Genomic DNA, 23056 nt, shown 5'->3' with positions numbered 1-23056 from the left:
CGAACGACCAGAGGCCGGCCCCACCCGGGGCCGGCCTCGGCCTGCTCACCGACCGCCTGCGCCAGCACCTGCCAGGCACGAGGGCCGCCTGACCGACAGACCCACGGGCCCCAACCGTGATCAGGGAGATCCACCCGTAGCCACGGTCCCGGAGTGCCAGGACAGGCTCAGAGGGCCCGCAGGTGGACGAGCGCCGCGCTCTGGGGCGCCCGTGCGGGACCCGGCAGCCCCAGTGTTCCCAGCGCCGCACCCGAGGCCTGGATACCCGTGACGTCCCAGCTCACCGACGGGTCCGGGGGAGTGAGGAGCGAGGCACGGTAGGTCCGGTCCGGATCGAGTCCCGGGATGCGGAGCCGCGGTGGCACGGGCACGATCTCCTCGAGCTGGGCGTAGGAGAAGAGCGCCTCCGAGCGGTCGCGAGCGACCACTCCATGCGCGAGCAGACCGTCGGGCAGTGCGACGCGGGTCAGCCGCCCCGTGTGCAGGAGGGCGCGGTGGCGCTTGTAGAGGTCGATCCAGCAGGCGAGGCGGTCCAGCTCGCGGGCGGGCACCTTCGTGAGGTCCCACTGGATTCCGAACTGGCCGAAGAACGCGGTGGCCGCCCGGAGGTCCAGGGAGCTCGTTCGGCCCGTCTGGTGGGAGACCGGCGCGGCGACATGGGCGCCCAGGTACTCCAACGGGGCGAGCTGGGCGGTCCAGTGCTGGATCGGCTGGCGGGACAGCGGATCGGTGACGTCGGAGGTCCAGGTGCTCTGGACCCGTTCGAGCACGTCCAGGTCGATCCTGCCGCCTCCCGAGGCACAGCTCTCCCACGAGACGCCGGGATGCCGGCGGGCCAGCTCGTCGAGGAGCTCGCGGAAGGCGAGAGTCTGCCGCCGTGACGCGGGCCGGCCGGAGCCACGTGAGTCACCGCCGTCGATGTGGTCGCGGTTGTGGTCCCACTTGACGAAGTCGATCCGGTGCGCCGCCGCGAGGCGGTCGAATGCGTCGACCAGGTGCGCCCGCACGTCGTCGCGGCTGAGATCGAGCAGGTAGCAGTTGCGTTCGCGCACGGGTGTCCGGTCGCCCGTGCGCAGGATCCACTCGGGGTGGTCGCGGTAGACCGCGGAGTTCGGGTTGACCGCCTCGGGCTCCCACCAGATCCCGAACTCCATCCCGTTCGCACGCACCCGGTCCACCAGCGGTGCCAGTCCGTGCGGCCACACGGCCGGGTCCGGGGTCCAGTCGCCCAGGCCGTCGTCGAGGGAGGTGCGACCCGTGAACCACCCGTCGTCGAGCACGAAACGCTCGGCGCCCAGCTTGGCCGAGAGGTCGGCCAGCGCGGTCAGCGTGTCGAGGTCGTGGTCGAGGTACACCGCCTCCCACGGATTGAACATGACGGGTGCGGGCGACGCCGGGTGGGCCGCGAGCGACCGGACGTACCGATGGGTCGCGTCCGCCAGGCCGTCGAGCCCGCGCTTCGAGGCGGTCACGTGCACCCACGGCGTCGCGTACGTCTCGCCCTCGGCGAGGACCAGCTCGCCCGGGTGCAGCAGCTCGCCGGCCCGGACGACGGCGGCGCCGGAGCTCAACTGCTCCACGGCATAGCGGTGGTTGCCGCTCCAGGCCAGGTGGACACCGAGCACCTCACCGTCACCGTAGCCGAAGCCAGGGGTGCCGACCACGATCAGCCCGGTGCCGTCGAGGACGCGCATGCCGCGGCGGTGCTCCCGGACCCACTGCCCATCCGCGAGGGCATGCCGCTGGGGCTGCCGCTCGCGGGCCCAACGCCCGGTGAAGTCGAGGATCTCGCCCGCGCTGGTGGGAAGGGGTATGACCACGTCGAGCGCGTCGACCACATAGGGACCGGCACCGACATTGGCCAGCACGTGCCGCAGGCGCAGTCCCCCTCCGTGGACGGCTTCGGCCTCGAAGCGCAGTTCGAGCCCCGCCGCCTCGTCGGTGGCCTCCACGACGAGTGAGGCGCCGTCGGACCGCACAGCGCCGGGACCGAAGGCGGTGGACCAGTCGCTCCCGGGGCCCTGGGAGCCGATTCGGTGTCCGAGCAGCGCCGGCCGTCCGAGGTAGCCGCGCGCGTGCTCCGGGAGCACGCTGACCGGCGAACCGATCAGCCAGGAGTTCCAGGCTGTGGTCTCGACGGAGGCGGGGATCGTCAGGGATCGGACGTCCGTCGCCGCCAGGGGGAGCCCCACCCACCCGATGTCCGGCAGGCCGTCGGCTCGTGGCAGCAGGACCAACGTCGTGGCCTCGTCCCCGCCGAGACCGGAGAGGGACACGGGGGCGGTGGGCACGGGCACGGCGACGCGTCCGGGCTCGATCATTCGGTGACTCCTTGGTGCGGTGAGAAAGGCGGATCAGTCCTGCACGGCGAGCAGGCTCGCCCTGAGGTCGTCGAGGGCCAGCCGGGCGGCGCCGAGGGCGACGGACTCGTCGCCGAGTAGGGACACGCGGAACTCCGGCGAATCGAGCGAGGTCTCGGCGAGGTGCCGCTCGAACGGAGCGGCGAGGACGTCCCCCGCGCGGGACAGACCGCCGCCCAGTACGACGAGGTCGGGGTCGACGGCATGGACCAGGGTGGAGGCCCCCAGAGCGAGGGCCTCCGCGACGCGGTCGACGGTGAGCATCGCCGTGCGGTCGCCGGCCGCGGCCGCCTGGAAGAGCGCCCGGACGTCGCCGCTGGTGGACTCCGAGGCCGTCGAGCCCGAGAGCCTGCGGCTCTCGCGGTCGAGCTGTGCCATCACGTCGGCCCACCCCAGGATCTTCATGGAGCCGACGGACGCCGCCAGACCGCGGCGTCCGTTGTGGATCTGCCCGTTGATGACGATCGCGGCCCCGAGGCGGCGGCCGGCGTGCATGTAGACGAGGTCACGTGCCTCGGAGGCGGCGCCCCGCCACTGCTCGGCCGCCGCCGCGAGGTGGATGTCGTTCGAGACCAGCACGTCGCGCTTGAAGCGCGCCGACACCTCCGACACCACGTCGATGGTGTCGAACCCCGGTAGGGAGTAGACGTCCAGGTCATGGCCCGCGGGAACGGAGCGGACATCCTTGACCACCGAGCCGTTGGCCGCCACCCCCGTGATGCCGCAGGCGATCGAGCGGATGTGCTCCCAACTCGTCCCGGTCTGCCGGACGGTCGTCTCCACCAGGCGTGCCGCCGCCCCGATGCGGCCGGCCGGCCCGAGGCGGGAGTCGACACTGCGCCTGCGCACCGCCACGACGTTCCCTCGCAGGTCGCAGACGACCACGGCCACCTTGTGGGCGCCGATGTCGACTCCGACGACCGCGAAGTCCTCGGCCACCACCTCGTAGTGCCGGGCCGGCCGCCCCGCGGACCGCTCGCCGTTCGGGCGGCCGGGCGCCTCACGGACGAAGCCCTGGTGCAGCAGCGTCGCCACCAGATCCTCGGCGGTGGGGCGGGAGACGCCGACGGTCGCACGCACATCGCTGACCGTCAGCGCCGTTGCATCGAGGAACGCCCGCACCGTGGCCACGAGGTTGAGCCTCCGCAGCAGGTGGGCATCGCCGGCACGGCCCGAAGGGGCCGCGCTGCGCTGGGTTTCACGGGTGTCTTGACTCACAGCCTCACGCTATCTACATTGGCGCCCCAGCAGCAATATTGAAAAGAAAGTTGTTTTATCTAACCTCTGGTCAAGCAGCATCCCGCCAGCGGGTTCGACCAGGTGAAGGAGGGTCTCGATGGGTAAGCGGACTACCTGCGTCGCGATGGCCGCGGTGCTGGGCCTCGTCGCACTGACCGGCTGTTCAGTCGGCGGCGGGAGCGGGAGCGGGGGTGGGACGGGGAGCGGCGACGTAACGCTGAGCCTGCTCACCTTCGAGACCCCCAACCTCACCGCCAAGTACTGGGACGACATCATCGCCAGGACAAGCGCCGAGGTGCCGGGGGTGAAGATCAAGAAGCTTGTCGCGCCGAGTTCCGAGCAACGCGACGAGTACGTCCGCCAACTCGACTCGACCGGCGCGCTGCCCGACATCATGGTCGCGATCGACCCTTCGGGACTGGCGGAGGCGGGCAAGCTCGCCGAGTTCAGCAAGTCGGAGGTGGCGGACTGGACCGACCCGGGCGCGAACAGCTTCAACGGCAAGATCTACCAGCTGCCCACCAACTCGCAGACCTGGCAGATCTATTACCAGAAGGCGGCGTTCCAGAAGGCGGGCATCACCACTGCTCCGAAGAAGTGGGACGACCTGCTGGCCGACGTCGGCAAGCTGAAGGCGGCGGGGATCAAGCCGTTCGTCATCGGCGGCGGCGCACCGGACGGCCTGGGCCCGCGATGGACCTTCGCCCAGGTGATGGCGAACGAGGTCTACGCCAAGGACCCGCAGTGGCTGGGCAAGCTCGTCAACGGCAAGACCGACTTCAGCAACCCGCTGTTCGTCAACGCCGCGACCAAGATGAAGGCGCTGGCGAGCAAGGACAACGTCGACAACCTCTCGGCCACCTACGCGCAGGCGCAGCAGGCGTTCCTCGACGGCAAGGGCGCCATGTACCCGATGGGCTCGTGGTTCCCGGCCGCCCCCAACAAGACGCAGCAGAACCAGATCGGCGTCTTCCCCATGCCCACGCAGGACGGCTCGCTCGTCCTGCCGGTCTACACCGGCGGCGGTCTGTCGGTGAGCGCCAAGGCCCCCGACGTCGCCAAGGCCAAGAAGTGGGCCATCGAGTTCTCCAAGCTGAACGCCGACGGCGGGGCGCGGTACGACGGCCTGTTCGTCGCCCTCAAGGGCTACAAGCCGCCGACCGGTCTGCCGCCCCTGTACAACGAGACGCTCGATCTCTACAACAAGGCCCAGTCCAGCGGAACCGTGACACCGAGCTTCGGCAACGAGGGCGGCATTCCGGCCCTGCCGTCGGGCTTCATGCCCAAGGTCGACGCGGCACTGAACGATCTCCTCAACGGTCGCACGGACGTGAGCGGGTTCGTGGCGACGCTGAACAAGCAGTTCAAGGAGTTCTCGAAGTGACGCATCCCCTGCGCTCCCGGACGGGAACCGATGCCGACGGAGGAGTCCCGCGGCCCGGTACGCCGCAGCCCGCCGCGGTCCCGTCCGGGCGCACGGGTGGGCCGCACCGGCGCCGCACCGTGCAGTGGCCCTCGGTAGGAGCCTTCGCCGTCTTCGTGCTGCCGACCCTCACGGTCTTCACCGCGATGGTCCTGGCACCCATCTTGTGGACCCTGTACATCGGGATGACCGACGAGCGCGCCACTCGCCCGAAGACCTCGTTCGTCGGCCTGGACAACTACACGTTCCTCCTCGGCGACCAGGAGTTCCGGCACTCCCTGTGGAACACCGTGGTGATCACGGTGATCGTGGTGCTGCTGACGAACGTGCTCGGCCTCGCGATCGCCCTGCTGCTGCGCAAGCAGGGCCGGCTCTACAGCCTGCTGCGCGGCGTCTACTTCACCCCGGTGATCCTCTCCGCCGTGGTGGTGTCGGTGATCGGGCGCTCGATCCTGGCCGACGACGGCCTGCTCAACAGCACCCTCGTCTCCATGGGCGTCAAGAACCCGCCGGGCTGGCTGACCGATCCGTCCTACGCGATCTACTCCGTCTCCGGAATCATGGTCTGGCAGATGCTCGGCTTCGCGGTCGTCATCTACCTCGCCGGTCTGGCGGGGATCCCCACGGAACTCGAGGAAGCGGCGAGCCTCGACGGGGCCGGCCCCTGGCAGCAGTTCCGCGCGATCACCTGGCCGATGCTCGCCCCCGCGCTGACGATCACCACCGTCATGCTGATGATCAGCACCTTCAAGGTCTACGACCAGATCGCCGTGCTCACCAACGGCGGCCCCGGCACCAACGGCACGGCCACCGTCGCCTTCGAGGTGATCCGCACCGCGTTCTCCGAGCAACGCCCGGGAATCGCGTCCGCGATGGCAGGGATCATGCTCGTCGTCGTCGCGATCGCCAGCGTCACCACGCTCAAGCTGCTGCAACGACGAGAGGTGAACCTGTGAACACCCGAGCCCCATGGGTCCGCCCTCTGCTGGCCACCGGCGTGGCGGCCGTCTTCTGCCTCCCGCTCTACGTGGCGCTGGTCAACGCCTTCAAACCCAGTTCCAAGGTGGTGTCGTCGCCGCTCGCGCTCCCGCTTCCGCCGACCCTCGGCAACATCGAGCAGGTGCTGAAGCGGCCCGACGGGCTGTTCTGGTACGGCCTCGCCAACTCCGTCATCCTCACCGCCCTGTCGATCGTCATCACCACCGTGCTGGCCGCGATGTCGGCCTACTATCTGGTCCGTTCGGGCCGCTGGTGGAGCCGTGCCGTCATCGGCGTGATGCTGACCGGCCTGATGATCCCGCCCGCGGTGATCATGCTTCCGATCACCCGGATCCTCAACTCCATCGGGCTGATGCACACGATGCCGGGCGCGGTGCTGGTCGACGTCGGCTACTACCTGCCGTTCGCGGTGCTCGTCTTCATGGGGTTCGTCCGCTCGATCCCGCGCGAGCTCGAAGAGGCCGCGTCCGTCGACGGTGCCGGGCGGTTCCGGATCTTCTGGCAGGTGGTCTTCCCCCTCCTGCGGCCGGCCTCGGCCAGCGTGCTGATCTTCCTCGGGGTCTGGGTGTGGAACGACTTCCTCACGCCGCTGCTCGTCCTGGGCCCGGGATCCGGAAACACCGTCACCGTCGGGATCTTCCGTTCCATCGGCCCCTACCAGCAGGACTTCGGGGCGGTGTTCGCCTTCATGCTGCTGGCCACGATTCCCGTCCTGGCCTTCTACCTCGCGTTCCAGAAGCACTTCGTCCGCGGCCTGACCGGCGGTGCCACGAAGGGATGACCGGCACGAGCGGCCGGTGCAGCGCAGTATCCACGGAAAGCTGAACAGGAGCACCACCATGCGGTTCTCGAACCCCCTCACCAGATCCCAGATCACCCCGACAAGACCAGATCGGCGCCAGCGGACGGCCATCGCGGCGGCAGTCGTGATGACCGTCTGCGCCCTGCCCGCGATCGGCGCACAGTCGGCGGGAGCACAGGCCGGCGGAAAGACCCCGTCGATCGACATCCAGGCCGGCTACCTGGACATCCAGCTCGACAAGGCCGGCACGGTCGTAGGGTTGGACGACATCAGGACCGGTACCGACCACCTCGCGTCCGGTCATGCGGCGTCCCTGGTCAGCCTGGTCGTCGACGGCAAGCAGGAGCGGCCGACCTCGGTGGTCCGTTCCGGCCCCGGCGGCCAGATGCTCACCTTCCGCAACAACTCCGCGCACTGGACGATCCAGGTGAAGCTGGTCGGCAAGGGCGACTACACCACGTTCGAGGCAGTCTCCGTCGACGCACCCAAGAACGTCGACGTGCAGACCCTGCTCTGGGGCCCGCTGGCCACGAACATCTCCCAGACGGTCGGCACCTCGGCGGGCGTGGTCCGCGACGGGAACTTCGCCATCGGGATCCATCCGCTGACCGACCGTACCGAAGGTGCCTGGCCGCAGGAGGACCAGGCCCTGGGCTGGGAGAACGAGGTCGACCACGACCCGGACCACGTGAGCGTGGGTTCTCTGGAGCAGTGGAGCGCGGCGGGTGTGACCCCGTGGGGTTCAGTGCTGCGGGCCTTCACCTTCGACTACACCAAGAACCGCAGCCGAGTGGTGAGCGGTTACCCGATCCCGGTCGGGTCGCTGCCCGGCCGCGAGGGCGAGATCGCCGGCTCCAAGATCGCGCTGTTCGGGGCCTCGCCCGAGGCGACGCCGACGGTCCTGTCCGACATCGCGGCGGGCGAGAAGCTGCCCTACCCGACGCTGAACGGCCAGTGGCAGAAGGCGTCCCAGGCGAGCAGCCAGTCGTGGCTGGTGCTCGGCGACCTGGACACCGGCAACATCCCGGCGGCCGCCCGATTCGCCAAGGCGGCCGGCATGGGCCGCATCTACTCGCTGACCACCAACTACGGGCCGTGGAAGTCGAGCGGCCACTACCAGTTCGACTCCAGCCTGGGCGGTAGCGACGCCGGGGCCGCCGCAGCCGTGGACCTCGCCAAGGCCAACGGCGTGCAGCTCGGCGTGCACACCCTGTCGGACTTCATCGGCACCGGCGACGAGCCCTACGACTGGGCCCTTATCCCGCAGGACCCCTACGTCACGGCACCCGCGGACGACCGGCTCGTGACGGGCGGCACCGCCTCGCTCAGCCGCCCGCTGGCGGCCGGCGACACCACCCTCTACCTCGACTCCGGCGCGCTGCTGGCCAGCGGAGTGAACTACAACTACCTGCGCATCGGCGACGAGTTCGTCAGCTACGGAGCGGCCGAGCAGGTCGGGAACGAGTGGAAGCTGACCGGCGTGCAGCGCGGGCGATGGGGATCGGTCGCGGTCTCCCACGCCGCGGGCGACCGCGCCGCGCGAGTCGTGGCCAACGAGTACGGCGGCGCGCTCGGCAACCACGCCATCCTCGGTGAGATCAGCGACAGGCTGACCACCGCGTGGAACGACACCGGCATCTCCGGCATGTCCTGGGACGGCCTGGAGTCGGCATCGGACTCCGGCTGGGGCGCCTACGGCATGGCTCACCTGGTGAACAGCACCTTCCGGCGGATCAACGCCAAGGACGGCTTCATCTCCGAGACCAGCCGGATGACCTCGAACACCTGGGACGCGCTGACCCGGGCCAGTTGGGGTGAGGTCGGCAGCACCTCCATGGACCAGGTGTTCAAGAACAACACCTACCTCCAGGCGAACTACCTTCCCGGAATGCTCGGCTGGATCAGCCTCAAGGGCACCGACAGCCTGCTCACCATGGAATGGAAGCTGGCCCGGGGCGCCGGTCTGAACGCCGGGGCAGGTTTCCAGACCACGGTCTCCAGCCTCCAGGCGGGCGGGGAGAACACCACGCGGCTGCTCGAGGCCATCCGGCAGTGGGAGACGGCACGCAACCTCGGTGCGTTCACCGAGCAGCAGCGGGCGCAGTTCCGCGACCAGTCGACGAACTGGCACCTGACCGTGGTCGAGCCGGGCAAGCGCTGGTCCTTGCAGCAGCTGGACGCCGACGGCAAGCCGATCGGCGCCCCCCAGGCCGTCGTCGCTCCGACCCCGGAACTCGACGCCGCCGCGCTGCCCGCCGCGGCCAAGGGACACCTGTACGAGGCGACCGTGAAGACCAACACGCCCGCGACCACGCGGTACGCGGTGACCTCGGGAGCCCTGCCCCGCGGGCTCGTGCTCAACGCCGACACCGGCGGGATCGTCGGAACCCCGGCCACCCCGGGAACGGCGCGGTTCACAGTCACGGCCTACCAGAGCTCCGGCCAGCCGCAGGCCCACCGCGACTACCGGATCGCGGTCGCCGGTTAGCCCGGTCCGGCCGTTAGCCGCGCGGACGATCACCGTCACGCTGAAGAAGACCTGCACGTGGGCGTACGCCGAGAGGCGAACGCCCACGTGCTGGTGCCCGCAACATCCTGTGCCATCCATCCGCTCATCGACCCAAAGAGAGCGCGACCTCCGGGCGTTGCTCTCGTCGAAGGGAATCTCATGGACAGTGATCAGCAACTGACGCGTCGCAAGGTATTGCGCGCCATGGCCGCGACCGGTCTTGTCGCCAGCGTCGCCCCCCTTGCCATGCGGGCAAGCGCGAGCGCCGCGACGACGAGCCCGGCGCCGGGCGCGGACTGGGTCGTCCATCCGGTGACCACGCCGTCGACCATCTCCCGGCACGGCCGCACCGTCACGATGGCCAACGGGATCGTGCAGCGCTCCTTCGACATCGCACCGAACTTCACGACCACCTCGCTGAAGAACCTGGGCACTGGTCAGGAGATGCTCGACCACGTCGGCGAGCCGGAGGCCACCATCGTCCTGGACGGCGCCACGTACGACGTCGGCGGCACGAACGCGTCCGGTGGTTTCGTCCACGCCTCGTACCGGATCGAGGAGAGCACGCAGAAACCGTACGAGTGGACCCCTTACGAAAAAGATGGTGTGACCCTCAAGCCGTACGCGGAGCAGCGGCCGTGGCCCGCCGCGGGCAAGGCTCTCGTGGTCACCTTCCTGCCCCACCCGAGCCTCGCGGAGAAGCTGGACGGCGTCACCGTCACCGCGCGCTACGAGATCTACGACGGCATCGCCACCGTCATGAAAAAGGTCTCGGTGGACAACACCAGCGCGACGCCGGTCATGATCGACGAACTCACCGTCGACCGGCTGCACGTGCGCTCCCAGCTGGCCGGACGGCTCTACCTGGACACCGACTACCACGGTGGCACCGACAACGTGTACCGGAACAACGACAAGGACCGCACCTACACGGTCACCGACCAGGGCGACTACACGACGTACACCGTCCTCTACAAGGAGGGGCCGGCGTACCGTATCGGAACCGAGGTGCCGCACTGGGGCGGGCACTTCGACGGGTTCCGCAGCTTCCAGCTGCTGCACAGCACCGATCACTACGAGGCGCAGCAGATGGAGATCAAGGCGATGTACCGCACGCTCGCGCCTCAGATCACCGAGAACCCGCTCTTCTACCATCTGATCTCGGACAACCCGAACGCCCTGCGGGACTCGGCCGCCGACTCCGCCGCCTTGGGCTTCGAGCTGATGATCCAATCGTTCGGCAGCGGGTTCAGCATGCTGAGCACCGATCCGGCCTATCTCGCCCGGAAGAAGGCCGACTTCGACGCCCTGCGCGCTCTGGGCATCGAACCGGGCGGGTACGTGCTGCTCACCACAGGGACGATCTTCGACTCAGCGGAGAGCACCTGTGCGGGCACGCCGTGGGGGACCGTGATGGGCCTGGGCACCAAGGGCTTCGCGGAGTTCGAGAGCCGGATCCAGAACACTCTCGACACCACCGGTCTCGGCTGTGTCGAACTCGACGGGCCGTGGCCCATGTTCCGTTGCGATGAGACCAACCATGCCTACGCCGACGGCGGCGCGGACACGGTCTACAAGCAGTGGACGTTCAGCAACGACCTCTACAGGATGATGCGCGAGCGCGACACCTACATCAACGCGCCCGACTGGCACTACTTCAACGGCACCAACAAGAACGCCATCGGCTACCAGGAGAACGGCTGGAGCCAACCGCGCCAGCAGCAGCTGATGCTCGGCCGGCAGTACATCTACAACGGCACGTACGAGAAGTGTCCCTCGGCGTGCTGGACGTTCATGCCGATCGACGTCTACCACAGCGGCGGCAGCGCAGCCGCGTTCAAGCCGCTCAAGCAGAACCTGTTCGACTACAGCTGGGCCACCGGCCAGAGCTTCCTGGCCGGCGTCAACCCGACCTTCCGCGGCACGACACTGGACGACGGCGATCCCGACGTCCGGTCAGTGGTGAAGTACTGGGTGGATGTGTACAAGACCTACCGCGGCCTCGTCACCGCCGACATCGTGCATCTGATCCCACCCCGGCAGGAGCCCGGCAACCTGGCCCGCGGCACGGGCATCGACGCGTTCATGCACGCACGCTCCGAAGGCGACGAGCGGGCTCTTGTCGCCGTGTTCAACCAGACGGACGAGGAGCACACCGAGAGCCTGACCGTGCCGCTGTACTACACCGGCATGACCGACCTGGCCCAGGCGCCTCAGCCGGTCCCGGGGTCGTACCTCGACACCACGGACATCCCTGTCTTCGGCTCCAACGCGGTCGCCGAGCACTACCCGAAGCCGAGCTGGTCGGGCAGCTACCCCAGCGCGACACCCACCGGCACCAGCGTCGACGTCTACCGCGAAGGCGAGGGTACGCCCCGCAACCTCACCATCGACTCCAACGGCAACCTCCAACTCGAGGTGACCCTGCCGCCGATGACCTTCACCTGGTACATCGTGACCCCCCACGCCGTCACACCGGTGTCCCCGCCGGCCAAGCCCGCCGCGCTGCCGACCTCCGGGTCCCGCTGACCAGCACATCCGTTCGGCGATCTCGTGCGGCGTGCACCTGCACGCCGCACGAGAGCGCTCACGCTTTGCAGCCCGACCCAACGGGCCGCGCCACCCTTCAGCGGGTCACCGCAGCCCGATCCTGTCCAGGGGAATGGGCTGGTAGCCGGGGAGCTGTGCCACGATCTGGTCGTCGCTTCCCAGCCGCGGAGTCCCGTCGACGACCGTCACCACGCCTGGATCGGTGACGAGTGCCAGGTTCTGGCCGACGGTTCCATAGGTGATCGCGGACTTGGCGATGCTGGGCGAGGGGACGCGGTAGAGCGCGTTGTACTCGACCACGTTGTACTTCGGGTACCCCGGACCGTCCCCGGTGATGGTCGCGAGGTGCGGGTAGCGCGACAGCCAGGGCTCTTCCTGGTACGGAACGGCAGCGAGCATCGCGTACATCCCCCAGGAGCCACCGGGTGCCACGTTCCCCGCTGCCCAGCCGATTCCTCGATCGTCGAGAGTGATGGAGGAGGAGGCCGACAGCATCACGTTGTTGGTGATGGTGTTGTCGCGCCCGCCGCCGATCAGGAAGTCCTTGCTGACGTCGAAGAAGATGTTGCCGGTGACGGTCGTCCCGGAGAAGCAGTCGTCGAGGTACACGCCATAGGCCCCGAGGCCCCCGATGCCCACGATGTCGTGCAGGAAGTTGTAGCGGACGACCGTGCCGCGACCGGTCCAGTCACGCCCCGCGTAGATGGCGCCGGCGTCACTGGTCTGCTGCACCACGTCGTTGATCTCGTTGTACTCGATCAGGTGGTCGTTGCCACGGAAGAGGATCGCGACGTGCGGCGCGTCGTAGATGTGGTTGTTGGCCGCGCGGTTCCCGACACCGGCGATCTCGACCGCGGGGCTGTATGTCGCCTGCAGGCGGCTGTAGTTGTGGATTTCGTTGCCGATCGCCTGGTTGCGAGCGGGCGTGAGGGTGGCACGGTCGCCGCCGGCGAGGGAGATGCCGCCCCGGCCGGTGGCCTGGATGTGGCAGCCGCGGACCTCGTTGCGCGATCCGCCGTGGGGACCGTCCGCCGTGGTCACGTCGCCGAAGGTGACCGCGCGGCCGCCCAGGAGCTGCAGCGTGCAGTCGCGGACGACGTTGGAGGTGCCTTCGGTGACACTGATGCCGTCGCCTCGCGACCCCTCGAAGATCAGCTGGGAGAACGTCACGTGCGAGCAGCCGTCGAGCACGGCCATCGGATCGGCGAGCAGCGACAGCAGAACCGTGGCGCCGGACAGGGAGCTGGGCGGGTACAGGTACAGCTTCCCGGTGGCGCGGTCGAGGTACCACTCACCCGGTGTGTCGAGTTCCTCGAGGACGTTGTAGTAGTAGTACCGCTGTCCGGCTCGCAGGCTGTACATGCTCGCGGTCCTGGTGGAGATCTGCTGCGAGGCCGGATCGATCGACTTGACCTGCAGGTTGCCGTCCGCCCAGTCGTAGTACCAGTAGCCGTACATCCAGACGTCGCTGGTGTCCGTCCACGTCGACGGCCGTGGGTCGGTGTACGTGAAGGTGGCGCCCTTCGCGAACTCCGCGGCCATCTTCGCGGGGTCACCGAGGACGCTGCGGGGGTTGCCGCCCGGGTTGACGACCTTTCCGGTCTTGAGGAATCCGGTGTTCGGGTAGCGGGCCAGGGTCATCGACGTGCCGTTGATGAACAGTTCCGGCGGGCTCACCGCGGCGGGCAGGCCGTATCCGGTCTGGACGATCTCCCCGTAGTCGCTGATCCCGAGCGCCGCCAGATCGACCTCCTGGACGATGTCCCGTGCCGCGGCCGGAAGGCGGTCGCGGATCGCCTGGTCGGTGACCGGCGTGAAGCTGGCACCCGGCAGGTCCACACCGCCGACGAGCCGGACCTCTTCGCCGTTGTAGGCGGTGTAGGTGACCGGCCGACCCGGTGATCCGGAGTCTCGCGCGTCGAGGGCGAAGCTCTGCGCCCGCCGGTACGCGCCGCCGCGGAGCTGGACGGTGACCGGTGCCTTCGCGTGATCCGACGTTCTCTGCCGCCACGCCCGAATCGCGTCGCGTGCTCCTTCGAGCGTCGCGAGCGGTTTGGCCAGCGTGCCCGGGTTGGCATCGTTCCCGTCCGTCGCCACGAAGAACTGCCGGCCGGGCGAGTCGTTGCTGTCCTCGGGGCCGCCTGTGTCGGCATGCGCGGCCGGCCCGGTGACGATCGTCGTCGAGGCGGCCGCCGCGGCGGCCCCGGCGGCCTTGAGTAGATCGCGTCGTGAGAATGGAGACATGTCGAGCCCTTCGTAGGTAGCTACTGGAGGGGAGCCCCGGTGTGTTCCCGCGCAGCGCGCCTTTCTCCGGCGAGTCCCCGGTCCCGGCTGATCGATAGGATGGGGTGTCGGGGTCTGTGCGGGATGGAGTGGGAGCGCTGATGGCCGGGCTGAATGAGTTGCTTGAGCGGAACCGGGGCAATCTGTCGGGTGGGTTGTTGTCCGAGCAGGTGTACCGGTTGCTGCGGTCGGCCATCTTGAGCGGTGAGATGGTGCCGGATCAGCGGATCGTGGAGTCGGACATCGCCAAGCGTTTGGGTATCAGCCAGGCGCCGGTGCGTGAGGCGGTCAAGCGGTTGGTGTACGAGAGTCTGGTGACTCATGTGCCGCGGCTGGGGAGCCGGGTGGCGAGCATCTCGGTCGAGGAGGCGGAGCAGGCGCGTGAGTTGCGGGGGAATCTTGAGGAGTTCGCGGCTCGTGCTGCGGCGGAGCGTCGTGCCGAGGGGTTCGTCGACCGGCTGAAGGCGGTGGTCGACGACATGCGGCGGGCGGCTCGGAACGATGATCCGGTGAGTTTCCGCGGTAGTGACATGGCCTTTCACCGGCTGGTGTGTGATGCCAGTGGGAACTATCTGCTGCCGCGGTTGTGGGAGGTGATGGAGCCCAGTTTGTGGACGTTGCGGGTGGTCTCCGATCCGTTCTACACCGGGAGCCGCAACACGTTGGTCGCCGAGCACGAGCGGCTGCTGAATCTGCTGGTCGAGGGCCGGGTGGAGGATGCCGGGCGGGCGTTTCGCCGGCACGCCATCGGCGCAGCCCACCTGGCCGAGCGCGACGAGTAGGACCAACAGCGCGACGCGTGGGACCAACGGACCGAAGCATGTGACGCTCGACGTCCAGCCGGCACCGCACGGGCGGTTCGACACAAACGGTGGTGCGCGCTACTCCGTGTAACCCGACATGCTGGGCCCTCCTTCCCGTCGAGGACCGGGGCGACCGCAGAGCACGCCCGCCTCCTGCGGGGTGCGTGCCCTGCCCAGTCGACCGGGCGTTATCGATTAGCGGGAGGATGCCCATAGTCGTCGGATGTCGTCAAGAGGTCGGTGCGTTCGAGGTGCGGCGGAGTGTCGCGTACCCGACGCCAGGCGAGGCCCTTGTTGGATCTGAAGACGGCGCTGACCTGGCGGTATTCCGCCGATTCGAAGGTTATGGTCGTCGACTCGACGCGCAGTGCGGAGGTTTCAAACAGGTAACGCTGGTGCTTCCGGCGCTTGACTTTCCTCCTGGCAGCCGATCAAGTGTGGGCACTATCGATGAGCGATAGCCACGAGGAGGGTTCGATGAGCTCGAGTTCTCGCCACAGGCTGCCTGCCGTCCTGGGCGCCGTGACCCTGTCCACTGCGCTGCTCGCCGCATGTTCGGGTGGCGGCAGCGGCGGCACGCACGACAAGAACATCCGCATGCTGGTCAACATCACGCCGGTGCTGACCAAGTCGTTCTACGAGAACCTGGTGGCCCCCTACGTCGCCGCCCACCCCGGCGTCAAGGTGACGATCGAGGCCCCCACCGGCTCGGGCACCGCCGACACGCTCCAGCAGCAGCTGGCGGCGGGCGACCCGCCGGACATCGTCAGCGGCGGGCAGAACACCGCGCTGGCCGACCAGATGGCCCCACTGCCCGACGCGCAGTGGGTCAAGGACGCGCCCTTCTCGCAGGCGTCCAAGCTCAAGGGCAAGGTCTGGATGGTCGGCAGCGGCACCCAGATCCAGTCGCTGGTCTTCTACAACAAGGCCGCCTTCCAGAAGGCCGGCATCACCGACCTTCCCAAGACCATCGACGACTTCACCGCGGACCTGCGCAAGCTGAAGGGCGCGGGGTACACGCCGCTGCAGACCGGGGGCGAGTGGACCACCGGGGCGCAGTTCCTCATGATGGCCAACCCGAACGTGATGAACGCCGTACCGGACTGGTACGCGCAGCGCGACAAGAACGCCGTCACCTTCGCCGGCAGCAACTACGAGAAGTACCTCGGCGTGTACCAGTCCTGGATCAAGGACGGCCTGGTCCCCAAGGACGCCAACGGCGTGAAGTACAACGACATGATCGCCAACTTCACCGCCGGCAAGTCGGCGACCATGGTGATGGGCAACTGGCTGGTGCCGTCGATCGACACCGCCAAGCCCGGCTTCGACGTGGGCGTCTTCCCCGTCCCCACGTTCGACGGTTCCACGCCGCCGCAGGCGGGCAACCCGTCCATCCCGTACTCCGTGCTCAAGTCCTCCAGCAAGCAGGCCGAGGCGATCGACCTGGTGAAGTACCTGGTCAGCGACAAGACGGCGGTCACCGCCGAGCTGAAGGCCGAGGGCAACTTCCGCACCGGGTACACCTACGACGCCTCGCCGTTGACGGAGGACGTCGGCAAGATCCTGGAAGCCGCCGCAGGCAAGGTCGTCGTCATCGGCCCGGGCCTGGGCGACAACTCCGCGCCGAACGGGTTCTCGGACGAGCTCAACAAGCAGATCCAGAGTCTGTACCTCGGTGAGTCGCCCGCGTCGGTCGTGGGCGCGATGGACAAGTGGTGGACCTCGAATGCCCCGAAGTGACCTGACGGTTGCTGCTCCTGGGTCGGCAGGCCGGCTGCCGACCCCAGGGTCTTCCCGTCGCACCGATGCGCCGGGCCGCTCCCGGCTGCTCCGAAAGCGCGTGACCGCCGGCCTGACCGACCTGGTGATGGTGGGTCCTGCGCTGCTGGCAGTCGTCGCGTTCGTCCTCATCCCCATCGGGGTGTCCGCCCGGCTCAGCTTCACCGACTGGGACGGCTTCTCGGCACATCCCTCGTTCGTGGGCCTGGCCAACTACCGGCAGCTCTTCGACGACCCAGACGTGGCAAGGGCCGTGTACGTCACGCTCGTCATCGCCGTCGTCGGCACCGTGGCCTGCAACGTCCTCGGCCTGGGCCTGGCCCTGATCCTCAACGGCGGCGGGCGGCTCAAGGCGATGATGCGCGGGCTGTTCTTCTACCCGCACGTGCTGGGCGCGGTGATCATCGGCTTCCTCTGGTCAGCCGTGCTGAGCACCGACGGGGCGATCAACGCCATCCTCAGCGCGTCGAAGCACCACACCGTCCCGTTCCTCGCCAACCCCCACTGGGCGTTGGGCGCGGTCGTTTTCGTGGTGATCTGGTCCTCGTTCGGGGTCAACGTCGTGCTGTACCTCGCCGGCCTCCAGACCGTGCCCGAAGCCCTGCTGGAGGCGGCCCGCATCGACGGCGCGTCGCGCTGGCAGACCTTCCGTTCAGTGGTGCTGCCGATGCTGGCCCCCACGGTGACGGTCAACGTCCTGCTCGTGCTCGTACAACTGCTGCGGGTCTACGACCTCGTGCTCGCGCTGACCGACGGCGGCCCGGCCGGCCGCACCCAGACGTACGCGTACCTGGTGCTCGCGTCGTCGTTCAAGAGCGGCAAGATCGGATACGCCTCGGCCCAGAGCCTCGTGCTCATGCTGGTTACCACCACGCTCGCCATCGCGGTCGTGGCGCTCCGCCGGCGCAGTGAGAAGGCGGTGGAGGCATGAGCCGAAGGATCTTCCGCTGGTCCGGTGCGGGGCTGCTCGCCCTGTTCGCCGTGGTCATGCTGGTGCCGCTCTACCTCGTCGTGGTGAACGCGTTCAAGCCCGCGTCGGCGATCCGCCAGCACCCCTTCGCCCTCGACCTGGGCGGGTTGTCCACCGCGTATCTCAGGGCGGCAATGTCCTCGCCGGACTACAACGTCGTCAGGGCGTTCGGCGTGACCGTGCTGTTCGTCGTCCTGGTCAACGCGCTGTCGTTGCTGCTGGCCGGCCCGGCCGCCTACGTCATCGCCCGGGGCACCCGCGCCTGGCACAAGGTGCTGCTGCTGGTCTTCCTCGCGGGGTTGTTCATCCCGGGGCAGGTGCTGGTCATCCCGGTGATCTACGTGCTGCGCTACCTCGGGCTGATGGGCACGATCCCGGGATTCGTGCTGTACGAGACGACGCTGACGCTGCCGCTGTCGATGTTCCTCTACGTCGGCTACATCAGGTCGATCCCCCGGGAACTCGACGAGGCCGCGCAGATCGACGGCGCCGGCCGGCTGCGCACGTTCTGGCAGATCGTCTTCCCCCTGATGCGGCCGATCGTGGTCACCGCGGTCATCCTGCACACCATCGGCGTGTGGACCGACTTCGTCAACCCGCAGATCGTGCTCGGACCGTCGTCGGGCCTCTACACCGTCATGACCGGTGTGTACGCCGCGATCGGACTGCACACGACCGACCTGTCCGTGCTGTATCCCACGCTGCTGCTGGCCATCGCACCCGTGCTGATCTTCTTCGTGATCATGCAGCGCAAGATCGTCGGCGGCCTGACCGCCGGCGCGACGAAGGGCTGAGATGACCGATGACATGGCGGCTGTGACCGCATCTGTTCCGACCTGCGAACCGCCGCCCTGGGCGGTGCTGCAGCGGCACCTGTTCGCCGTACTGGACGACGCATGGCGGGCGTTCGAAGACCGGTACTGCGACGAGCAGGGCGGCCTCCGCTTCGACTTCGACGGGTTCCCGCCCTGCCGCGACGGCGCGGACGACTTCTACGAACCCTTCTTCAACTGGCCGATGCTCTACATGCTCGGCGGCGCCGATGACCTGCTCGACGCGTGCAAGACGCACTGGAACGAGGTCACCCGGCAGCTGACCGACGCCGGTTTCCTGGTCGACGAGTACGAGCGCGGATACGACTGGTTCCACCAGGGCGAGGCGCTGCTGCTGTTCTACGGGATCTGCGCGGCCGATCCGTCGGACGAGACGTTCCGGCAGCGCGCCCTGCGCTTCGCCGACCTCTACCTGCCGGAATCACCCGCCGGCAACGTCGACGGACCGCGGCGGATGATCCGGGCACCGCACACCGGGGCCGGCGGCCCGCGCCGGGGTGTGAACGAGGAGTGGGCGGCCGGGTACGGCGCCGAGCTGTTCAACATGAAGCCCTACGGCCTGCCGCTGGAGGATCTGCCCGGCATCGAAACATGGGACGACCTGGGCGATCCCGCCAACGCGCTGCGGATGGGCGAGGCGATGGACCGTCGGCTCGGCGACGGCGACGTGGCGGTGAACCTCGCCTCGACCTCACTGATCGCCAACGCGTGGCTCTACTCGCACGAGGCCCGCTACCGCGACTGGATCGTGGACTACGTGCAGGCATGGCGGGAACGGGCCGCCGGCTGCGGCGGGCTCATCCCCGACAACGTGGGTCCGTCGGGGCAGGTGGGTGAGCTGCACGACGGCCGTTGGTACGGCGGGCCGTACGGCTGGACCTGGCCCCACGGCCTGCACAGCGTCGGTGCGGCGGCGGTCGTCGCCGCCGTCAACGCCGCACTGGTCACCGGTGACACCGCCTGGTTCGATCTGGCCCGGACACCGCTGGACCGGGTACTGGCCGAGGCGACGCGCGGCCCGATCCGTGACGGTGACTCCAGCATGACCGCGACCTGGCGCCAGCGCCTAGGCGGCGAAGCCGACGGCGACCTGCAACTGGTGCCCCACCGGCACGGCGTCCACGGCTGGTTCGACCGCCAGCCCCTGCAGGTCGCGTTCCCGGCCTGGATCTGGTGGTGCTCCGGCGACCCGCAGGACGGGCGCCGGCTGGCCCGGGTGGAGGCCGAATGCGGTTACGACTGGACGACCGTGCAGGGCTTCCGTGACAAGGAGGAGGCCGGACACGAGGCGCCGTGGCTCTCCTATCTCGCCGGACGCAACCCCGACTACCCGGCCCGGGCCCTGGCCATGGCGCTCGGGCAGGTCGCCCGCAGGATGGCGCTGATCCGCGAGGACGACTCGACGGTCCGCACCGATGACATCCACTGGTGGCAGCGGCTCAACCCGGTGGTGACCGAGATCCTGGTGCAGTTGACGACCGGGGCTCCCGCGGCCCTCTACAACGGGGGACTCCAGCAGGCGCGGGTGCGCTACTGGGACGCCGACCGGCGCAGGCCCGGCCTGCCGGCCGACGTCGCCGCGCTTGTCGAGAGCGTCGACGATGCCGGTGTCACCGTCCAGTTGGTCAACCTGAGCAACACCGCTGAACGGCGCGTGGTGGTGCAGGCCGGTGCGTTCGCCGAGGACCGTATCGACCACGTCGTCGCGGATCAGCTCGACGGCGGCTACCCGGGCGCGGGCCGCGCCTACCGGTCCGACGAGCCCGCAACGAGCCTCCGGCGCATCGAGGTGTCGGACAACCGCCTGCTGGTGGTCCTGCCGCCCGGCACCCGGCTCCAGCTGGCCATGTCGATCAGCCGCCGCCAGTTCACCCCGAGCCACCCGACGTTCGACCGATATCAGGAGAAGCAGAATGACGCACGTTGAGCAGACGCAGCCGGTGATGGCCCTTCCGGTGCGCGGCGCCGCGTACCAGCGAGCCGAGGCCCAGATGGTGGAGCAGTTCGGCCAGGTCAGCAGCGCCACCGCGTGCGCGAAGCTCCACGGCCTGGGGATCAGGCGTACCTGGATGCACGGGCCGCAGCCCTTGGACAGGGGGCAGAAGATCGCCGGATCGGCACTGACGCTCCAGTTCATGCCGCAGCGTGAGGACATCGCGAGCGGCCTGGGACAGGAAGCCGTCGAACGGCGCACCGCCCTGTGGGCGGTCCTCGAGGCGGTACAGCCCGGCGACGTCCTCGTCATCCAGGCGTACGGGTCGGCGTTCAGCGGCTGCGTCGGCGACATGCTCGTCCGCTACTTCAAGCGCAAAGGCGGCGCCGGAATCGTTGTCGACGGCCGGATCCGGGACGCGGCACGGGTCCGGGAACTCGGCGTGCCGATCTGGTGCACCGGCACCACCCCGCACTACGCCTCCCAGTCGGAGCTGTTCCCCTGGGCGTACGACGTTCCCGTTGCCGCCGGTGGAGTGCTCTGCCTGCCCGGTGACATCGTGGTCGCCGACGACGACGGGGCCGTCGTGGTCCCGCAGGGCACGGCACCGCAAGTGGTGGCGGACGCCCAGGACCACCAGGACTGGGAGGTGTTCAGCCGGATGCGCCTCGACCAGGGCGCCCGGCTCGACAGCTACTACCCGCTGACGTCGGAGTCGCGTGCGGAGTACGAGCAGTGGCGCGACCGGACCCGTGAGTCCGAGCGATGAACCGTGCCGTGGGCGAGGGGGTCCTGGGCCGCACCGGTCTGGCGGTCGGTCGGCTCGGTCTGGGCTGCGCGCCGCTGGGCAACCTCTACGAGCCGGTGTCCGAACAGGACGCAGAAGGCACCGTGCGTGCCGCCCTGACGGGTGGGATGCGCCAGTTCGACACCGCTCCCAGGTACGGCAACGGCGTGTCCGAAGCGCGCCTCGGCCGGTTGCTGGCCGGCGTCCCCAGGTCGCAGTTCGTCGTCGCGACCAAGGTGGGATACCACGTCACGGAGAGCAGCGTCGAGCCGGACTTCTCCTATGACGGCACCATGCGGTGCCTGGAACGGAGCATGGCCCGGCTCGGAGTGGACCGTGTGGACATCGCGCATGTGCACGATCCCGACGACCACGAGCAGGAGGCCCTCACCGGGGCCTTCCGCGCCCTGGTCGACCTGCGGGAGCAGGGCGTGGTGTCGGCCGTGGGCGCGGGCATGAACCAGAGCGAGATGCTCGAGCGAATCGTCGCCCGTGTCGACGTGGACTGCGTGCTGCTCGCCGGCCGGTACACCCTCCTTGACCAGGGCGCACTGGCCGGCCTGCTGCCCGCATGCGAGGCCCGCGGCGTCGGGGTCATCCTCGGCGGGGTGTATAACTCCGGCCTGCTGGCCGATCCGCACCCCGGCGCGAAGTACGACTACCGGACGGTGCCGCCGGACCGGCTCGCGACCGCGCTGGCCATCCAGGAGATCTGCGCTCGCCACGGGGTGCCCATGAAAGCCGCGGCCCTGCGGTTCGCCCTGGCGCACCCTGCTGTCTCCACCCTGGTCGTCGGGGCCAGGACCGCGGAAGAGGTGCGGGAGAACCTGGCCATGGCGGAGGCCGCCGTTCCCTGCGAGTTCTGGACGGAGCTGCGCGCTGCGGGACTGCTCCCGCAGGAGGTGCCGACGCCGTGACGAGAGTCGACGCACACGTACACCTGTGGGACCCCGGCCTCCACGACCACGCCTGGCTGCGGTCAACAGAAGGGCTGAATCGTCGCTTCGGCCTCGACGATCTCGTGGCGGCCGCAGGAACGGTGACCGCCGTCGCCGTGCAGGCGGGGCAATCGGCCGCCGAGGCCCGCTGGCTGCTGGGCCTGGCGGCCTGCTCGCCGCACATCGCCGGCGTCGTCGTCCACGGGGATCTCGGGGACGCCGCCGCCGTCGACGTGATCGACGCACTCCGCACGGAGGACGGGGGGCATGCGCTGGTCGGAGTGCGAGACCCGATCGGCGGCGGGACCCGCCTCGGCCGGCCCCAGGTGCGGCGGTCACTGGCGGCTCTGGGGGAGCGGGGCCTGGCTGTCGACCTGCTGCTGGGCCAGGCCACCTTGGGCCTTGCCTACCAGGCGGCCAGGGACCTGCCGCAGGTACGGTTCGTCGTCGACCACGCCGCCATCTCTGCCGTCGACGTGCGCAGCGGGGGACTTGGCGAATTGGCCGCACAACTGGCGCCGTTGGGCGGCCTGCCCAACGTGGTGTGCAAGCTGTCCGGACTCGGCAAGGCCACTGCCGCACCGGGCGGTGTGGGCCTGGACGAAGTGGTCCAGGTGGTGCTCGACGTGTTCGGGCCCCACCGGCTGATGTTCGGTTCCGATTGGCCGGTCAGCACCCAGTGGTCGCCCTACGAGGACGTCGTCGCCGCCGTGACCCGTGCGCTGGGTGGGCTGACCGCGGACGAAGCCGTCGCGGTCTGGGGTGGCACGGCGGCCGGAGCGTACGGACTCGATCCGGCGAAATCACCCAAAGACAAACGTGTATGACGATCCAGGAGTCGGAGCGCT

The 23056-nt window shown here is 69.0% G+C and carries 16 protein-coding genes; 13 read left to right on the top strand and 3 right to left on the bottom strand.

The features are described from left to right. Positions 1 to 167 precede the first annotated feature (167 nt). Both ACH4TG_RS09015 and ACH4TG_RS09010 read right to left on the bottom strand, forming a co-directional pair. A complete protein-coding gene (locus ACH4TG_RS09015) occupies positions 168 to 2321 on the bottom strand; it encodes an alpha-galactosidase (protein WP_398241500.1) in 2154 nt (717 codons plus the stop codon). Positions 2322 to 2354: 33 nt separating this feature from the next. Then, complete coding sequence (locus tag ACH4TG_RS09010) at positions 2355 to 3578, bottom strand: ROK family protein (RefSeq protein ID WP_398241499.1); 1224 nt, start codon at positions 3576 to 3578, stop codon at positions 2355 to 2357. Between the two features lie 118 nt (positions 3579 to 3696). Here ACH4TG_RS09010 and ACH4TG_RS09005 point away from each other — a divergent pair, with 118 nt between their 5' ends. The 5 genes from ACH4TG_RS09005 (at position 3697) to ACH4TG_RS08985 (ending at position 11861) form a co-directional block, all read left to right on the top strand. Further along, a complete protein-coding gene (locus ACH4TG_RS09005) occupies positions 3697 to 4983 on the top strand; it encodes an ABC transporter substrate-binding protein (RefSeq protein WP_398241498.1) in 1287 nt (428 codons plus the stop codon). A gap of 185 nt (positions 4984 to 5168) precedes the next feature. Further along, on the top strand, positions 5169 to 5978 hold the full coding sequence (locus ACH4TG_RS09000; protein WP_398241690.1) for a carbohydrate ABC transporter permease: 810 nt from the start codon (positions 5169 to 5171) through the stop codon (positions 5976 to 5978). Beyond that, positions 5975 to 6802, top strand: a complete 828-nt coding sequence (locus ACH4TG_RS08995) for a carbohydrate ABC transporter permease (protein WP_398241497.1) — start codon at positions 5975 to 5977, stop codon at positions 6800 to 6802. The genes ACH4TG_RS09000 and ACH4TG_RS08995 overlap by 4 nt, the downstream gene beginning before the upstream one ends. A gap of 58 nt (positions 6803 to 6860) precedes the next feature. Beyond that, positions 6861 to 9311 (top strand): Ig domain-containing protein, encoded by a 2451-nt coding sequence (locus ACH4TG_RS08990; RefSeq protein ID WP_398241496.1) that lies wholly within the window; start codon positions 6861 to 6863, stop codon positions 9309 to 9311. A gap of 180 nt (positions 9312 to 9491) precedes the next feature. Continuing rightward, positions 9492 to 11861: a hypothetical protein gene (locus ACH4TG_RS08985; RefSeq protein WP_398241495.1), complete on the top strand. Its 2370-nt coding sequence runs from the start codon at positions 9492 to 9494 to the stop codon at positions 11859 to 11861. Positions 11862 to 11966: 105 nt separating this feature from the next. On the opposite strand, the gene ACH4TG_RS08980 is transcribed toward ACH4TG_RS08985, so the two are convergent. Continuing rightward, positions 11967 to 14126: a right-handed parallel beta-helix repeat-containing protein gene (locus tag ACH4TG_RS08980; RefSeq protein WP_398241494.1), complete on the bottom strand. Its 2160-nt coding sequence runs from the start codon at positions 14124 to 14126 to the stop codon at positions 11967 to 11969. Positions 14127 to 14266: 140 nt separating this feature from the next. Here ACH4TG_RS08980 and ACH4TG_RS08975 point away from each other — a divergent pair, with 140 nt between their 5' ends. The 8 genes from ACH4TG_RS08975 to ACH4TG_RS08940 all read left to right on the top strand — a co-directional run bounded on the left by ACH4TG_RS08975 (position 14267) and on the right by ACH4TG_RS08940 (position 23035). Then, on the top strand, positions 14267 to 14947 hold the full coding sequence (locus ACH4TG_RS08975; RefSeq protein ID WP_398241493.1) for a GntR family transcriptional regulator: 681 nt from the start codon (positions 14267 to 14269) through the stop codon (positions 14945 to 14947). Positions 14948 to 15445: 498 nt separating this feature from the next. Further along, complete coding sequence (locus tag ACH4TG_RS08970; protein WP_398241492.1) at positions 15446 to 16708, top strand: ABC transporter substrate-binding protein; 1263 nt, start codon at positions 15446 to 15448, stop codon at positions 16706 to 16708. A gap of 100 nt (positions 16709 to 16808) precedes the next feature. Then, on the top strand, positions 16809 to 17678 hold the full coding sequence (locus ACH4TG_RS08965) for a carbohydrate ABC transporter permease (RefSeq protein WP_398241491.1): 870 nt from the start codon (positions 16809 to 16811) through the stop codon (positions 17676 to 17678). After that, entirely contained in the window at positions 17675 to 18511 is an 837-nt protein-coding gene (locus ACH4TG_RS08960) for a carbohydrate ABC transporter permease (protein WP_398241490.1), read from the top strand. Before ACH4TG_RS08965 ends, ACH4TG_RS08960 begins: the two co-directional genes overlap by 4 nt. A 13-nt stretch (positions 18512 to 18524) precedes the next feature. Continuing rightward, entirely contained in the window at positions 18525 to 20477 is a 1953-nt protein-coding gene (locus ACH4TG_RS08955) for a hypothetical protein (protein WP_398241689.1), read from the top strand. Continuing rightward, positions 20464 to 21252 (top strand): ribonuclease activity regulator RraA, encoded by a 789-nt coding sequence (locus ACH4TG_RS08950; RefSeq protein ID WP_398241489.1) that lies wholly within the window; start codon positions 20464 to 20466, stop codon positions 21250 to 21252. The genes ACH4TG_RS08955 and ACH4TG_RS08950 overlap by 14 nt, the downstream gene beginning before the upstream one ends. Beyond that, positions 21249 to 22187 (top strand): aldo/keto reductase, encoded by a 939-nt coding sequence (locus tag ACH4TG_RS08945; protein ID WP_398241488.1) that lies wholly within the window; start codon positions 21249 to 21251, stop codon positions 22185 to 22187. Before ACH4TG_RS08950 ends, ACH4TG_RS08945 begins: the two co-directional genes overlap by 4 nt. Beyond that, positions 22184 to 23035 (top strand): amidohydrolase family protein, encoded by an 852-nt coding sequence (locus tag ACH4TG_RS08940; protein ID WP_398241487.1) that lies wholly within the window; start codon positions 22184 to 22186, stop codon positions 23033 to 23035. Before ACH4TG_RS08945 ends, ACH4TG_RS08940 begins: the two co-directional genes overlap by 4 nt. Positions 23036 to 23056: the final 21 nt, after the last annotated feature.

Source organism: Streptomyces sp. NPDC020917 (assembly GCF_044333795.1).
Classification (GTDB): Bacteria; Actinomycetota; Actinomycetes; order Streptomycetales; family Streptomycetaceae; genus Actinacidiphila.
Note: the sequence above shows the minus strand (reverse complement) of the source record. Positions and strands in the feature narration are given on the sequence as shown.